The sequence below is a fragment of the Kitasatospora sp. NPDC056181 genome (assembly GCF_042266225.1).
Lineage (GTDB): Bacteria > Actinomycetota > Actinomycetes > Streptomycetales > Streptomycetaceae > Kitasatospora.
This window is the reverse complement of the sequence record NZ_JBHJUK010000058.1, coordinates 1-13,984: the sequence shown is the minus strand read 5'-3', so window position 1 is coordinate 13,984 and position 13,984 is coordinate 1. Positions and strand designations below refer to the sequence as shown.

General features: G+C 75.8%; 12 protein-coding genes and 1 pseudogene. 3 read left to right on the top strand and 10 right to left on the bottom strand.

The features are described from left to right. The first annotated feature begins 85 nt into the window (after positions 1 to 85). A complete protein-coding gene (locus ACFC1F_RS22120) occupies positions 86 to 1,174 on the top strand; it encodes a phosphotransferase (RefSeq protein ID WP_376160555.1) in 1,089 nt (362 codons plus the stop codon). A 129-nt stretch (positions 1,175 to 1,303) separates the two neighbouring features. On the opposite strand, the gene ACFC1F_RS22115 is transcribed toward ACFC1F_RS22120, so the two are convergent. The 5 genes from ACFC1F_RS22115 to ACFC1F_RS22095 all read right to left on the bottom strand — a co-directional run bounded on the left by ACFC1F_RS22115 (position 1,304) and on the right by ACFC1F_RS22095 (position 7,890). Next, entirely contained in the window at positions 1,304 to 3,097 is a 1,794-nt protein-coding gene (locus ACFC1F_RS22115) for a protein kinase (RefSeq protein WP_376160553.1), read from the bottom strand. Positions 3,098 to 3,208: 111 nt separating this feature from the next. Further along, entirely contained in the window at positions 3,209 to 4,579 is a 1,371-nt protein-coding gene (locus tag ACFC1F_RS22110; protein WP_376160551.1) for a protein kinase, read from the bottom strand. A gap of 303 nt (positions 4,580 to 4,882) precedes the next feature. Next, complete coding sequence (locus ACFC1F_RS22105) at positions 4,883 to 5,491, bottom strand: bacterial proteasome activator family protein (RefSeq protein WP_374106147.1); 609 nt, start codon at positions 5,489 to 5,491, stop codon at positions 4,883 to 4,885. Between the two features lie 164 nt (positions 5,492 to 5,655). Next, entirely contained in the window at positions 5,656 to 6,762 is a 1,107-nt protein-coding gene (locus ACFC1F_RS22100) for a hypothetical protein (protein WP_376160549.1), read from the bottom strand. A 150-nt stretch (positions 6,763 to 6,912) separates the two neighbouring features. Further along, positions 6,913 to 7,890, bottom strand: a complete 978-nt coding sequence (locus tag ACFC1F_RS22095) for an NAD(P)H-quinone oxidoreductase (protein ID WP_376160547.1) — start codon at positions 7,888 to 7,890, stop codon at positions 6,913 to 6,915. A 343-nt stretch (positions 7,891 to 8,233) separates the two neighbouring features. Between ACFC1F_RS22095 and ACFC1F_RS22090 the strand changes: the two genes are divergently transcribed. Then, positions 8,234 to 9,229 (top strand): TrkA family potassium uptake protein, encoded by a 996-nt coding sequence (locus tag ACFC1F_RS22090; RefSeq protein WP_209415696.1) that lies wholly within the window; start codon positions 8,234 to 8,236, stop codon positions 9,227 to 9,229. Positions 9,230 to 9,282: 53 nt separating this feature from the next. Here the strand turns inward: ACFC1F_RS22090 and ACFC1F_RS22085 are convergent, their stop codons facing one another. The 5 genes and pseudogenes from ACFC1F_RS22085 to ACFC1F_RS22065 form a co-directional block, all read right to left on the bottom strand. After that, positions 9,283 to 10,494, bottom strand: a complete 1,212-nt coding sequence (locus tag ACFC1F_RS22085; RefSeq protein WP_376160545.1) for a molybdopterin molybdotransferase MoeA — start codon at positions 10,492 to 10,494, stop codon at positions 9,283 to 9,285. Further along, positions 10,491 to 10,773, bottom strand: a pseudogene (locus tag ACFC1F_RS22080) (DUF6457 domain-containing protein); the annotation flags it as partial. The pseudogene ACFC1F_RS22080 and the gene ACFC1F_RS22085, both read right to left, overlap by 4 nt. A gap of 163 nt (positions 10,774 to 10,936) precedes the next feature. Further along, entirely contained in the window at positions 10,937 to 11,518 is a 582-nt protein-coding gene (locus tag ACFC1F_RS22075; RefSeq protein WP_209415665.1) for an NTP transferase domain-containing protein, read from the bottom strand. Positions 11,519 to 11,554: 36 nt separating this feature from the next. Next, positions 11,555 to 12,526 (bottom strand): MBL fold metallo-hydrolase, encoded by a 972-nt coding sequence (locus ACFC1F_RS22070; RefSeq protein WP_376160543.1) that lies wholly within the window; start codon positions 12,524 to 12,526, stop codon positions 11,555 to 11,557. Between the two features lie 157 nt (positions 12,527 to 12,683). Further along, the gene (locus ACFC1F_RS22065) at positions 12,684 to 13,319 is read right to left on the bottom strand and encodes an FMN-dependent NADH-azoreductase (protein ID WP_376160541.1); all 636 of its coding nucleotides are present in this window, start codon (positions 13,317 to 13,319) and stop codon (positions 12,684 to 12,686) included. A gap of 105 nt (positions 13,320 to 13,424) precedes the next feature. On the opposite strand from ACFC1F_RS22065, the gene ACFC1F_RS22060 reads away from it, so the two are divergent. Further along, the gene (locus tag ACFC1F_RS22060; RefSeq protein WP_209415668.1) at positions 13,425 to 13,832 is read left to right on the top strand and encodes a helix-turn-helix domain-containing protein; all 408 of its coding nucleotides are present in this window, start codon (positions 13,425 to 13,427) and stop codon (positions 13,830 to 13,832) included. The last annotated feature ends 152 nt before the right edge of the window (positions 13,833 to 13,984 follow it).

Below are 13,984 nucleotides of genomic sequence, written 5' to 3'. Positions count from 1 at the left end.
GCCGTCCGCAGCCGGTCCCCCCTGTCGCATACAGACAACTGACGGTTTGTCAAGGACCCCCGCCAGGGGGCCCTAACCTCGGGCTGTGACTTTCAGCCAGACCCTCGCCTGCGCCCCGGCCCGCCCCGACCTCTCCGCTCCCCCGATAGGGACCCTCAGCCCGCCCGTCCCGCACGCGGCCCTGGCCGAAGTCCTGCGCCGTTACCGGGTCGGACGTCTGCTGACCGCCGAGCCGGTCGCCGAGGGCCTGCTGAACCGGGGCTACCGCGTGACCACCGAGGCCGGGGCGTACTTCCTGAAGTGCTACGTCGACGCCGCCACCGCCGACCGCCGCTCGATCGCCGACCACCACCGCGCGATGGCCGCGCTGCACGCCCTCGGACTGCCGGTCGCGCCCCCGCTGGGCTGTGCCGAACGGGCCGGCACGGTGGCCGCGTTCGGCGGCCGGCTGTTCGCGCTCTTCCCCTGGGTGGATGGCCGACACCGGCACGGTACCGACCTCTCCCTGTCGCAGTGCGACGCGCTCGGCGCGCTGCTCGGCCGCCTGCACGGCGCGCTCGACGACGTCTGCGCCCCGGTCGCACAACCCGCCGGCTACCGCACCGCCGACCCGCTGGACAGCGCCGCACTCGCCCGCGACCTCCGGCGGCGCGCCCGCGAGCACCGCCCGCACGGCGAACTGGACGGGCTGGTCGAGCGGCGCCTCACCGAGCGGCTGGACCTGCTCGCCGAGTACGCCCACCGTCGTCCGGCCCCGCAGGCCGCCCCGCCCACCGGCTGGACGCACGGCGACTTCCACGGGCTCAACCTGCTGCACCTGGACGACCGGGTCTCGGCCGTCCTGGACTGGGACAAGCTGGGGCAGCAGCCGCGCGCCGAGGAGGCCGTCCGCGCCGCCACCCTGGTCTTCAACGACCGGACGACGGGGGCGCTCGACCTCGTCCGGGTCCGGCACTACTCGCAGGCCTACCGGGCCACCGGGGCCGCCACGGCGGAGCACCTGGCGGCCGCCGTGCACCGGGTCTGGTGGGAACGGCTCAACGACTTCTGGATGCTCCAGTGGCGCTACCAGCGGGCGGACCACCGGGCCGACCCGCTCTACCCCGCCTCGGCGGGCCAGTTGGCGTGGTGGTGCCAGGAGTACGAGCAGGTCCTGGACGCCTTCGCCAACTGACCCGGACGCCTTCGCCGACCGACCCGGCAGCCCGGGCCGACGACCGGCCGGGCGGCCGACGGGTCCGGGCCGACGACCGGCCCGGACCCGTATCCGTACCCGCTGCGGGCCGTCAGCCGGCCCGCGTGGTCAGTTCCCGCCGCCGATCGGAGGGGTCGCCCCACCCGTGGGGATCCCCGGCTTCGTCGGCGGCGCCTGGGTTCCGGTCGCCCCGCCCCCGCCCCCGGTGCCGGTCGTCGGGGTGCTGCTCGCCCCGCCGCCGGTCGTCGGGGTGCTGCTCGACCCGCCGGTGGGCGTGCCGGTCGCCGACATGCTGGACGTCGGCGTCCTGGTGCCGGTGGCCGGCATGGTCGGGGTCGTCGTGTGCTTGCCGGTGGGCTGGCTGGCCGGCGGGCTCTGGTTGTTGCCGTTGTCCGTCGGCTGCTGCGGCCGCCGGCTGCTGCTCTGCGCGGTCGGCGCCGTGGTCGAGGTCGAACCGGTGGTGGGCGTGACGGCCTCCGGCGAGGTGACCACCGAGACCGGCGCGCTGGGCGTCGGGGTCGGGTTGTGGCCGCCTGCGCCTCCGTCGCCGCTGAGCGCGAGCGCGATCCCGACGCCCGACGCGACCAGCACCGCCGCGGCACCGGCCAGCCAGGCCCACGGCCCGCGCCGCCGGCCGTGGCCGTCACCGTCGCCGCCGTCGCCCGGGCCCTCGCCGCCACCGCCGTACGGCCCGCCGGCGCCCGGGTAGGGCGAGGCCGGCGTGTGCGGGCCGCCGGGCGGCTGGTACGGCAGCATCGTGGTCTGGTCGCCCGGTACGGCGGACCCGGCCCCGAGGACGGCCGTCTCGTCCGTGCCGATGACCGGGGTGGCACCGCTGTGGCCCTGGCCGGCCGCCGCCAGCCCGGCCGCCGCGGCACCGGCCGCCCAGGCCCCGCCGGCGCCGTGCATCTCGCGCAGCGCGTGCTGGAGGTGGGCGCGGAACTCGTCGGCGTCCTGGAAGCGGTCGTCCGGGTTCTTCGCCAGCGAGCGCAGCACCAGCGGGTCGAGCCCGGCCGGCACCCGCGGGTTGGCCTGCGACGGCGGCACCGGCATGTCCTGCACGTGCTGGTAGACCACCGAGAGCGGGGTGTCGCCGGTGAACGGCGGGCGCAGCGTCAGCAGCTCGTAGAGCATGCAGCCGGCCGCGTACAGGTCGGAGCGGTGGTCGACCGGCTTGCCGAGCGCCTGCTCGGGCGAGAGGTACTGCGGGGTGCCCATGACCATGCCGGTCTGGGTCATGGTGCTGGCGGTGCCGGTCAGCGCGCGGGCGATGCCGAAGTCCATCACCTTGACCGCGCCGGTGGTGGTGATGATGACGTTGGCCGGCTTGATGTCGCGGTGCACGATGCCGTGCCGGTGGCTGTAGGCGAGCGCCTCCAGCACCCCGGCGATGATGATCAGCGCCTGGTCGACGGGCGGCGCCTCCTCGTCCACCAGCAGCTCGCGGACGGTCCGGCCCTCGACCAGCTCCATCACGATGTACGGCGTGGACTCGTCCCCGACGTACTCCTCGCCGGTGTCGTAGACCGCGACGATCGAGTGGTGGTTGAGCGCCGCGACGGCGTGCGCCTCGCGCGTGAAGCGCAGCCGGGCGATGTCGTCCTGGGCGAGTTCGCCGCGGAGCAGCTTGACGGCGACGGTCCGGCCCAGCCGGATGTCCTGGGCCGCGAACACCTCGGCCATGCCGCCGCGGCCGAGCCGGTGGGTCAGCCGGTAGCGGCCGTCGCCGACCGTGCCGAGCGGTGCCGCGGTGCCGCGACCGGGCGTCTGCGGGCCGCCGACGTACGGCGGGAGTGCAGTGGTGGCGGCGCCGTCGCTACCGGCACCGGGCGCGTACGGGGCCTCGCCGGCCGGACCGGACGCCCGGGCACCCTCGTCGTCCGGTTGCTGCGTCTGTGCCATCGCTCCTCGCCCCGGGCCTTCGCTCGGATCGCGGTGCCCTGTCGCCTCGTGTCCCCGAACGCTACCGCCTCCGGCCGTCACCCGTAGCACGCCCGATCCGGGCGTACCGCGTCAGAGCAGGCCATTCCGGTCGGCCGGGATGTCCAGGTGGAGAACGGCGGCCGTCCCGCGCGGGCTCTTCGTGGTACCGGTGCTCTTCTCCGACTTGGTCACCACGATGGCGATGATGATGATCGCCAGCACGATCACGCCGATGATGATGCCGACGATCACCAGCGCCGTGGAGCAGCCGCCGCTGTTCGACGCGGGGGCCGGCTGGAACGGCGGCATCGGCTGCGGCGGCGGGGTGTGCGCCTGCTGCGGGAAGGGCTGCGGGGTCTGGAAGGCCGGCGGCGGCGTCTGGAACTGCTGCGGGAAGGGCTGCGGCGTCTGCTGGATGTGCGGCGGCGGGGTCTGGAAGGCCGGCGGCGGCGTCTGGAACGGCTGCTGCTGGAACGGCTGCGGGGTCTGCGGCGCCTGCGGTGCGGCGTGCACCGAGCGCGGGCCGTCGGTGATCAGCAGCGGGGTGCTGGCGGCGAGGGAGTTGCCGTTGGCGCCGCCCTTCTCCGCCGCGATCAGCCGCTCCGCCTCGTCGCGCATCGCCGCCGCGCTCGGGAACCGGTGCGCCGGGTCCTTGCGCAGCGCCTGCGCGACGAAGGCGTCCACCGCCGGGCCGACCGCCCGGTTGTACGCGGACGGCGCGGACGGCTCCTCCTGGACGTGCTTGTAGGCGATCGAGAACGCCGAGTCGCCGTCGAAGACCAGTCGGCCGGTGAGCATCTCGAAGAGCATCACGCCGACCGAGTAGAGGTCGGAGCGGGCGTCCACCGGCTTGCCGAGCGCCTGCTCGGGCGAGAGGTACTGCGGCGTGCCGACGACCATGCCGGTCTGGGTCATCGACGTGACGCCGCTGTCCAGCGCGCGGGCGATGCCGAAGTCCATCACCTTGACGGTGCCCTTGCGGTCGAACATGACGTTGCCGGGCTTGATGTCACGGTGCACCAGGCCCTGGTCGTGCGAGGCCTCCAGCGCGTTCAGCACGCCGACGGTGATCCGCAGCGCCTCCTCCACGGGCATCGCGCCGTACTGCGCGACCGCCTCGTTGATCGCGTCGCGCAGGCCCTTGCCGTCGACCAGCTGCATCACGATGAACGGGGTGCTGGAACCGTCCGGGGCGATGTCCTCGCCGCTGTCGTAGACGGTGACGATGTTGGTGTGCTCCAGCCGGGCCACCGACTGCGCCTCGCGGCGGAACCGCTCCTTGAAGGTGTCGTCCCGGCCCAGCTCGGCGTGCATGCTCTTCAGCGCGACCTGGCGGTCCAGCACGTTGTCGTAGGCGAGGTGCACCGAGGCCATGCCGCCCTCGCCGAGCACCCTCTGCAGCACGTACCTGCCGTTGCCCAGGGAGTGGCCCTCGACCGCCGCGTTGCCGTGCTCGCTCATGGTCCTCTGCTCCCCCTCGGCGCGGCCGTGGCGCCGCAACCGTGACGTTCGGTCTCGTCCGTGCGTACTGCGGGGCCGGCCCGTCGGCCTGCCCGCCCCTGTCGCGGCGGCTCACCCGGCCTGCGACAGGGGCCAAGGGTATCGGCTCGCGGCGACGGTGATCGGCGCAGGGCCGACACTGTGTCCGAGCCGCGATCCGGCACCGGTGGTCCGGCGTGCGCCGGTCCGTCCGGCAGCGGGTGGTGGCGGTACGTCCCACCGCCCGGTCCGCCCCCGGCCGGGCCCCGCACCGGCGGGAAGGGCCTACAGGTAGGGGCCGGAACGGATGCCGCGGCCCTCGCCGGGCTCCTCGCCCTCCTGCTCGCCGCCGTGCAGACCGGGCGGCAGCGCCCGGCGCATCTGCTCCAGCTGCGCCCGCGCCGCCATCTGCTGGGCGAACAGCGCGGTCTGGATGCCGTGGAAGAGCCCCTCCAGCCAGCCCACCAGCTGGGCCTGCGCGATCCGCAGCTCGGCCTCGGTGGGGATGGAGTCCTCGGTGAACGGCAGCGACAACCGCTCCAGCTCGGCGACCAGTTCGGGCGCCAGGCCGAGTTCGAGCTCCTTGATGGAGCTGGCGTGGATGTCCTTGAGCCGCGCCCGGCTGGCCTCGTCGAGGGGGGCCGCCCGGACCTCCTCCAGCAACTGCTTGATCATGCTGCCGATCCGCATGACCTTGGCGGGCTGTTCCACCATCTCGGTCACCGGGAGTTCGCGCGGCCCGTCACCGTCGTCGTCCCCCGCCGAGCCCGCGAAACCGTGGCCCACCGGCAGCCCGTCCGGTCCGACGATCAGCACCTTCTGGCCGTCCTGCGACTGCCCGCCCATGGCCTGGTACAGCTCCTGCGGCGAGCGCTCGTTCATCGGATTCGTCATGAACAACATTCTCCCTCACTGGGGTTGCCCGGACGGAAGCCCCCGGCCGCCCCGTCTCCGGCCGTTCCGCCCGTCACCGGGCACGACCGTACGCCCCCGCGCGGCGTCCCGGCATCCGTACGGATACTCAGTTCGCGCGCGGGGGCGTCGGGCCCCGCCCGGGGTCAGCCCTTGCGCAGGCGCAGGCCGATCAGTCCCAGCCCGCAGCCGATCAGCCCGAGCCCGGCACCGAGCGGCAGCTGGACCGTGGAGGCGTCGCCCCACCGGGCGGGGATCACGGCGGGGCCGGTCGCGGCGGCCTGCTGGGCGGCCGGGCCGGCCGCCAGGGCCGCGCTGTCGGGGGCGGCGTCCCCGTCCGCAGCGGTGGCGTCGGGTCCGGCCGCCGCCTGGTTCTGACCGGCCTCGGCGGGCTGGGCGGGGGCCTGCTCCGGCAACCGGTCGGGAGCCTGCGCGGGGGCCCGGTCCCAGGTCCGGTCCGGGGCGGCGTCGGCACGCTCGGGCGCCGATGCCGGCCGGTGCCGGTGCCCGGCCGCGTCCGCCCAGGGCCCGTCGGCCCCCGTCCCCGGACGGGGGCGGACGCCCTGGTGCCGCGGTGGTGCGTCGGCCGGTCCGGAGACGTCCGACGAGGGCTCCGAAGCCGGGGCCGCGGCGGGCACGGGCGGGCCGGACGGCGACGGCGACGCGCTCGCCCCGTCCGTCGGCACGGCGCTCGGCGCGGCCCCGGAGGACGGCCAGGCCGGGGGCGCGGGGTCGGTCACCGCCCCCGCGGACGGCGAGCCGGACCGCCCCGGACCGGTGGCCGGCGCACTGACGGGCCCGGACGGCCCGGCCGACGTCGAGGGCCCCGCCGGCGTCGACGGCCCGGCCGACGTCGAAGGCTCTGCGGACGTCGAAGGCTCTGCGGACGCCGGGGGCTCCGCGGACGCCGGGGGCTCCGCGGACGCCGAGGGTTCCGCCGGATCGGCCACGACGGACGGACCGGCCGCCACGGACGGGTCGGCCGGGACGGACGGGTCGGCCGGGACGCCGGTCCCGAAGGCCGCCCCCGCCCCGGACTGCTGTTCCGAGGGAGCAGTCGCCGCGACCGCCACCGGAGCGATGCCCAGCGGAACGGCGACTCCGAGCGCCGCCACCGCCAGCAGCAGCCGGAGCCGGCGGCCGGCCCGGCGACGGCCGGCGTCCCTGCGGGTGGGTCGGCCGCGGCCCCGGGTACAGCGGCGGCACGGCGCGGCGGGCAGCAGCCCGGGGAACGTCTTCGAAGGTGCGGCCACGGTCGAGGTCCTTCCGACGGCCGACCGCGCACGGGGGCGGGGTCGGCGGCGGGACAGCTCCCGACCAGATTCACACAATCCGGCATTCCGGGCATTTCGAACGGCTGTGCACCAACCGCCCCGCCGCCCCCGCGCCCGCGGCGGCCGCCGTCAGGCCCGCAGCACCACCTTGCCGACCTGCTCGCCGGCGGCCAGCACCCGGTGCGCCTCGGCGGCATCGGTCAGCGGCAGCACCCGGTCGATCACCGGCCTGACCACCCCGGACTCGACCAGCGGCCAGACGTGCTCGCGCACCGCCGCCACGATCGCGGCCTTCTCCGCCAGCGGCCGCCCGCGCAGGTTGGTGGCGATCACCGCGCCGCGCTTGCGCAGCAGCGTGTTGAGGTCGATCTCGCCCTGCACGCCGCCCTGCAACCCGATGATCACCAGCCGGCCGTTGACCGCCAGTGCGTCCACGTTCCGCTGCAGGTACTTGGCGCCCATGATGTCCAGGATCACGTCCGCACCCGCGCCGCCGGTGGCCTCCCGGAGCACCTCGACGAAGTCCTGCTCGCGGTAGTTGATCGTGATGTCCGCGCCCAGCTCGGCGCACCGCGCCAGCTTCTCCGCGCTGCCCGCCGTCACCGCCACCCGGGCGCCGACCGCCTTGGCCAGCTGGATCGCCATCGTCCCGATGCCGCTGGCGCCGCCGTGCAGCAGCACCGTCTCGCCCGGACGCAGGTGGGCGGTGAGGAAGACGTTGGACCAGACCGTCGAGACCACCTCGGGCAGCGCCGCGGCCTCCTCGACGGTGAGGCCCTTCGGCACCGGCAGCAGCTGCCCGGACGGCACCGCCACCAGCTGCGCGTAGCCGCCGCCGGCCAGCAGCGCGCAGACCTCGTCGCCGACCGCCCAGCCGGCCACCCCGGGCCCGAGCGCGACGATCCGGCCCGCGCACTCCAGTCCGGGGTAGGACGGGCTGCCGGGCGGGGGGTTGTAGAAGCCCTGCCGCTGGAGCAGGTCGGCGCGGTTGACCGCGGTGGCCGCCACCTCGACCAGGACCTCGCCCTCGCCGGGCACCGGGTCCGCCACCTCGGCCCAGACCAGTGCCTCGGGCCCGCCGGGTTCAGGAATCGTCATCGCGTACATGCCCCGAAGCTACTGCGTACCGGCCACCGCGCGGAGGCGCCCCGCGCGGCCCGGGTCGGCGGCCGGCCACAACCGGCCGCGACCGGCCGCGACCGGCTTCCGCCGCCGAACGGGGCCGTGGTTTCCGGGCCGTGACACCTGCTCCGCCCGGCCGCGCCGCCCCGGCACCGACACGCCCGGGCAGCCACCCCGGTCCCACGCCGCCCGGCGGCCACGCCATCCTGGACGGGTGACCAATGGTGAGCAGCCCTCCGAGCCGGACGAGACCGGCGTCCGGCACCGCCTGCCGGGGCGCCGCACCGGCCGTGCGGAGTCCGACGTGGAGGCGGGCGACCGGGTCATCATGCCCGCGCGCAAGCCCCGGGCACCCCTGCGCCAGGTGTCCGGGCGGCTGCTGCTGGCACTCGGCGTGCTGGTGGCCACCACCGTGATCGTCTGGCTGGACCGCGCCGGCTACAACGACAACGCGGGCGGGGGCGTGGACCTCCTCGACGCGGCCTACTACGCCACCGTGACGCTCTCCACCACCGGGTACGGCGACATCACCCCGTTCAGCGACAGCGCCCGGCTCACCAACATCTTCGTGATCACACCGCTGCGCGTGCTCTTCCTGATCATCCTGGTCGGCACCACGCTCGAAGTGCTCACCGAACGCACCCGCCTGCAGTGGCGGATCGGACGCTGGAGGTCCGCAGTGAGGGAACACACCGTCGTGATCGGCTACGGCACCAAGGGCCGCAGCGCCGTCGACACCCTGCTCGGCCAGGGCGTCCGCCGGGACGAGATCGTGGTCGTCGACCCGCAGCGCAAGGTCATCGAGCAGGCCACCCTGGACGGACTGGTCGGTGTGGTCGGCGACGCGACCCGCACCGACACCCTGCTGCGCGCCGAACTCCCCCGCGCCTCCCGCGTCGTCGTCGCCCCCGAACGCGACGACACCGCCGTCCTGATCACCCTGACCGCCCGTCAGCTCAACAAGGCCGCCACCGTGGTCGCCGCCGTCCGGGAGGACGAGAACGCCCCGCTGCTCCGCCAGAGCGGCGCCGACGTCGTGGTCACCAGCTCCAGCTCCGCCGGCCGGCTGCTCGGCATGTCGATGCTCAGCCCGCACGCCGGCGCGGTGATGGAGGACCTGCTCACCTACGGCACCGGCCTCGACATCTACGAGCGCCCGGTCACCCGGGCCGAGGCCGGGCACAGCCCACGCGAGTGCGCGGACCTCGTCGTCGCGGTGGTGCGCGGCCGGCGGGTGCTCAACTTCAACGACCCGGAGGCCGCCACCCTCCACCTCACCGACCGGGTCATCACCATCCGGCCGGCCGTCTCGCCCGCCGGCTGAGGCCCGGAACGGCCCGGAATCGGGACGGCCGGGCCGGCCCGGAAGCCGGCCGGTCAGGGGGTGTCCAGCAACTCCACCGCCTCGCCGGCCGCCACCCCGCCGGGCGGCACCACCGCGAGCGCCTCGGCCCGGGCCAGGCCGCGCAGCATCGCCGGCCCGTCGAAGGCCAGCGGGACGGCGCCGCGCAGGGTCCGGCGGACCGGCAGCAGCCGGGTGTCCGCCGGGTGGCCGGGCAGCTCGACGGCGGCGGGCGCGAGCACCGGCTCACCGGCCGACCGGCCGCCGCGGGCGTGCAGCAGCGGCAGGGCCAGCGTGACGGTGCCGGCCACCGCGGCCAGCGGATTGCCGGGCAGGCCCACCAGGTGACGGCCGCCCGGGAGCTCGGCGAGCAGCATCGGATGACCGGGGCGGACGGCCACCCCGTCCACCAGCAGCCAGCCGCCGGCCTCGGCGAGCGCCCGGTGCAGGAAGTCGACCGGCCCGGCGGCTGTTCCCCCGGTCGTGACCACCACGTCCGCGGCGGAGTGCCGGACGGCGTCCCGGAGCAGCCCGAAGTCGTCCCGGACGGCGCGCACCGCGCCCACCTCGGCGCCGGCCGCGCGCAGCCACGGCGGCAGCAGCGGGCCGAGCGCGTCCCGGACGAGGCCGGGGCGCGGCAGCCCGGAGCCGAGCAGTTCGTCGCCCAGGACGAGGAGTTCGACCACCGGACGGCGGCGGACGGCCAGCCGGTCGTGGCCGCTGGCCGCGGCCAGGCCCAGCACGGCCGGGCCGACCCGCGTACCGGCCGCGAGCAGCACCTCGCCCCGGCGGCACTCCTGGCCGCGCGGGCGGACGTCCTGACCGGTGGTCAGCGAGCCCGGGGTCCGGTCGTGCAGCAGCACCCCGTCCTGCGCGCCGTGCTCGCGCCGGAGCACGGCCGTGGCGCCGGGCGGCAGCTGGGCACCGGTGGCGATCTCGACGGCCGCGCCGTCGGCCAGCGGCGCCCCGGCCGGCTCACCGGCCAGCAGCCGCCCGGCGACCCGCCAGGGGCCCGGCCCGGAGACGGCCCAGCCGTCCATCGCCGAGGTGTCGAAGGCGGGCAGGTCGGTGAGCGCGGTGAGCGGCTCGGCCAGGGTGCGGCCGAGCGCCCCGGCCAGGTCGAGCAGCTCGGGCGGCAGCGGGCGCGACCCGGCGCGGCGGGCGGTCTCCCGGGCCTGCCCCCAGGTGAGGGCCGGCGGTCCGGCGGGCTTCAGGCCGAGCACGGGGGCCTCCTCGGCCGTGCTCACGGCTGTTCCGGCCCGGCCGCCGCCACCCAGCGCGCGGCCAGCTCGGCCGTGCGCCGGGACGCCGCGGCGACCGCCTCCGGGCCGCCGCCCTGCTGCGCCGCCGCGTAGCCGACCAGGAAGGCGGTCAGCGGCGCGGCGGGCCGGGCCACCCCGTGTGCGACCACCCGGGCGAGGTCGAGCAGTCCGTGGACGTCGACGTCCAGGTCGATCCCCAGCTCTTCCGCGACCTCGGCGATCCAGTCATCCAGCGTGCGCTCCATGGGCCCCATGCTGCCTGATCACCGGTTTCGCGGGGGTGTTTGCCCGGTGAGCGGCGCGCGTCGTTTCCCTCACACGGGTACCGGGGGCAGCGTGAGACCTCTCGTACCGGGCCACCCGGGACGTGTCCGACCGGGACGTGTCCGACCGGGGCGCGCGCCCGGTGGGGACCGTCGGCCCCGGACTACCCCCGCTCCCGCTCGCGGGCGCGCTCCAAGTCCTCCCAGGTGTCGCAGTCGTAGGTGACGTCGTCGGTGTCGGCCAGCCGCAGCGTCCGCAGGCCGCCGGTCAGGCGGCGCAGCGGGAGACCGGCCGGTTCGCCGAGGGCGGCGAGGGCCGTGCGCAGGGCGGCGGTGCGGTAGGCGGCGGCGAGCGGCTGGTCGCGGCCGGCGGCGTCGACCATGACGACGGCCTCGGTCTCCCGGTCCGCCCCGGCGAGCGCGGCGGCGAGCCGGCGGACGGTCCGCTCGTCCAGGAACGGCAGGTCGGCGGCGAACAGCAGCACCGCGTCGGCCGTGACCTCGGCCAGGCCGGCCGCGACGGCCGCCACCGGCCCGCCACCCGGCGGCCGCTCACGGGTCCAGCGCACGCCGGTGCGGGTGGTGGGCCGGGCCGGGCCGACCACCACGGTCGTCCGGGCTCCGGCGCAGGCGGTGAGCACCCGGTCGAGCAGGGTCGTCTCGCCGACGGTGAGGCCGGGCTTGTCCACTCCCCCGAGCCTGCGGGCGGCGCCACCGGCCGGCACGATCACGTCGAACGGCGTCATGCGGCCAGTATCCGCCCCGGGCCGGCCGGGCCCGGTTCAGTCCTCGGGTTCGTCCTCGACGATCTCGGCGTCGACGATCCCGTCGTCCTCCTCCGGCTGCCGGTGGCGGGCGGTGTTGGCGGCGGCGCTCAGCTCCAGGATGGCCGGCAGGGTCAGCTCCCCGTACCGCTCGTTCATCGCGGTGGCCAGCTCCTCCGGGTCGTCCGGGTGCTCGGCGAGCAGCCGGTCGAAGTCCTGCAGGTACTCGCCGGTGAAGGCGAGCACCCGGCCGGCGTCGTCGCCCTGGCCGGGCGCCCGGTGGCCGGCGATCACCCGCTCGGCGCCGAGTTCGGCGATCCGGCCGAGGTTGCGGCCCCAGACGACGCGCTCCGCGGGGGTGGTGTCGGCGGTCCAGACGTGGGTGCCGTTGTAGACGAAGTCCCCGGCGATCACGGTGCGGATGCCGGGCACGTGCACCACGGTGGAGCCGCCGCAGTCGCCCTGGCCGAGCAGCAGCACCGGGATCACCTGGCGGTCGATCATCAGCGGCTGGGGCAGCAGCGGGGCGGGCACCAGCGGGTGGTCGGGGATGTCGTCCCCGTAGACCGGCTTCCACTGCGCGACCTTGGCGGCGGCGGTCCGCAGGATGCCGTCCACCACCGGCGGGGCGGCGAGCAGCTGCGCGTCCGGGAAGAGCCTGAGCACCTCCTCCGCGCCGAAGTAGTGGTCGGGGTGGTGGTGGGTGATGACGATGGCCAGCAGCCGGCGGCCCTTGCCGGCCACCCACTCGGCCAGTTCGCGGCCGGCGCTGCGGGTGAGCTGGGCGTCGACCAGGATCGCGGTGCGCTCACCGAGGATCAGGGTGGAGGTGGCGAAGAAGGCCGATTCGGGGCCGGTGAAGACGGCGGTCTCCAGCGGCCCGGCCGCCGGCGCCTCCGCGGCCCCGTTCCTCCCCGGGCCGGTGCCGGTGGTGTCCGCGGCGCCCGCACGCTCCGCTCCGGCGCTGTCCTCGGGCGGGGACGACGTCACTGGCTGCTCCCTCTGGTTCGGCGGTCGGACTTCCTGCGCCCTACAGCATGGGAGTACGACCCGCCGAATGCCCGGAAGGCGCGCCCGGCGGGGGCGCCTTCCACGGTGACGCCCGCCGCCGCGCGAGCGGCCGCGGGCGTCACCGGACGGGCCGGTCTCAGGCGGCGAGCGCCTTGGCCTTGCGCTCCGCGTCCTCCAGCGCCCGGGCCTTGGAGTCGGCGGCCTGCTGGACGAAGCCGGCCATCGCCGGGACGACCGGCGCGAGGGTGAACTCGGGGACGATGAAGTCGACCTCCAGCGAGAGCATCCCGGTCAGCACCTTCTCCAGGTAGGTAGTGACGAACTCGTACGGCTCGCGCGGGGCGCCGGGTGCGTAGGAGCCGCCGCGCGCCGCGACCACCGTGACCGGCTTGCCCGCCGCCGAGGGGCTCTCCCCCGCCGTGCGGCCGACCAGGATCACCTGGTCCAGCCAGGCCTTGAGGCTGGACGGGATCGTGAAGTTGTACATCGGGGTGCCGATGACGACGGCGTCGGCCTGCTCCAGCTCGCTCATCAGCTCCTCGCGCAGGGCGAAGGCGGCGGCCTGCGCGGGGCTGCGCCCGCCGGCCGGGACGGCGCTCGCGGAGATGCCGTCGGCGTCCAGGTGCGGCACCGGCCGGGCGGCCAGGTCGCGGTGGATCACCGTGCCGTCGGGGTGCTGGGCCTGCCAGGCGGCCCGGAAGGCGGCCGAGACCTCGCGGGAGACCGAGCCGTCGGTGAAGGCGGACGAGTCGATGTGCAGCAGGGTGGGCATGGCGGACCTCCATCGGATTAGTAGCTGCTTTTTCCCCCGCAGCTGCAAGTACCGTAGCAGCTTACTTTTCTGCAGTCACTAGGGGCGGACCGGTACGCTGTACGCATGGCCCAGCACGAGGTAGCGACCGACGAGGCCCACGCGCTCCCCGCGGAGTGCGCGGCGGGACCGGTCTGCACCGGTGCCGAAGTGGCGCTGACCCGGGTCTTCACGCTGCTCGGCAAGCGCTGGACCGGCCTGATCGTGGCCGTGCTCACCAACAACGGGCCCGGCTACTTCTCCGAACTGCGCCGCGCCATCCCCGGCATCAGCGAGCGCATGCTCTCCGACCGCCTCACCGAGCTGGCCGAGGCCGGGCTCGTCCTGCGCCAGGTCGACGAGGGACCGCCGCTGCGCGTCAGCTACCGGCTCACCGAGGCCGGCGCCGCGCTGCGCCCCGCCCTCACCGAGCTCGCCCTGTGGGCCGACCGCCACCTGCCGGCGAGCGCGCTCAGGCCGCCCGGCGGCTGCTGAACCGCGGCCCGGACGGCACCGCCCCGGAACGACGAAGAGCGCTCGGGCCCGCCTGTTTCCCACAGGCGGGCCCGCGCGCCAGGCTCTTATAAAACAAAACGATCCCACCAGACAGGTGTTTATAGCGTATTCCGTGGTGGGGGTGGTAAAGT

What these genes read in the sequence shown, in the direction of transcription:
- ACFC1F_RS22115 (WP_376160553.1), bottom strand. Translation starts at nt 3,097, where the DNA reads ATGGCACAGACGCAGCAACCGGACGACGAGGGTGCCCGGGCGTCCGGT.
- ACFC1F_RS22110 (WP_376160551.1), bottom strand. Translation starts at nt 4,579, where the DNA reads ATGAGCGAGCACGGCAACGCGGCGGTCGAGGGCCACTCCCTGGGCAAC.
- ACFC1F_RS22105 (WP_374106147.1), bottom strand. Translation starts at nt 5,491, where the DNA reads ATGACGAATCCGATGAACGAGCGCTCGCCGCAGGAGCTGTACCAGGCC.
- ACFC1F_RS22095 (WP_376160547.1), bottom strand. Translation starts at nt 7,890, where the DNA reads ATGTACGCGATGACGATTCCTGAACCCGGCGGGCCCGAGGCACTGGTC.
- ACFC1F_RS22090 (WP_209415696.1), top strand. Translation starts at nt 8,234, where the DNA reads ATGCCCGCGCGCAAGCCCCGGGCACCCCTGCGCCAGGTGTCCGGGCGG.
- ACFC1F_RS22075 (WP_209415665.1), bottom strand. Translation starts at nt 11,518, where the DNA reads ATGACGCCGTTCGACGTGATCGTGCCGGCCGGTGGCGCCGCCCGCAGG.
- ACFC1F_RS22065 (WP_376160541.1), bottom strand. Translation starts at nt 13,319, where the DNA reads ATGCCCACCCTGCTGCACATCGACTCGTCCGCCTTCACCGACGGCTCG.
- ACFC1F_RS22060 (WP_209415668.1), top strand. Translation starts at nt 13,425, where the DNA reads ATGGCCCAGCACGAGGTAGCGACCGACGAGGCCCACGCGCTCCCCGCG.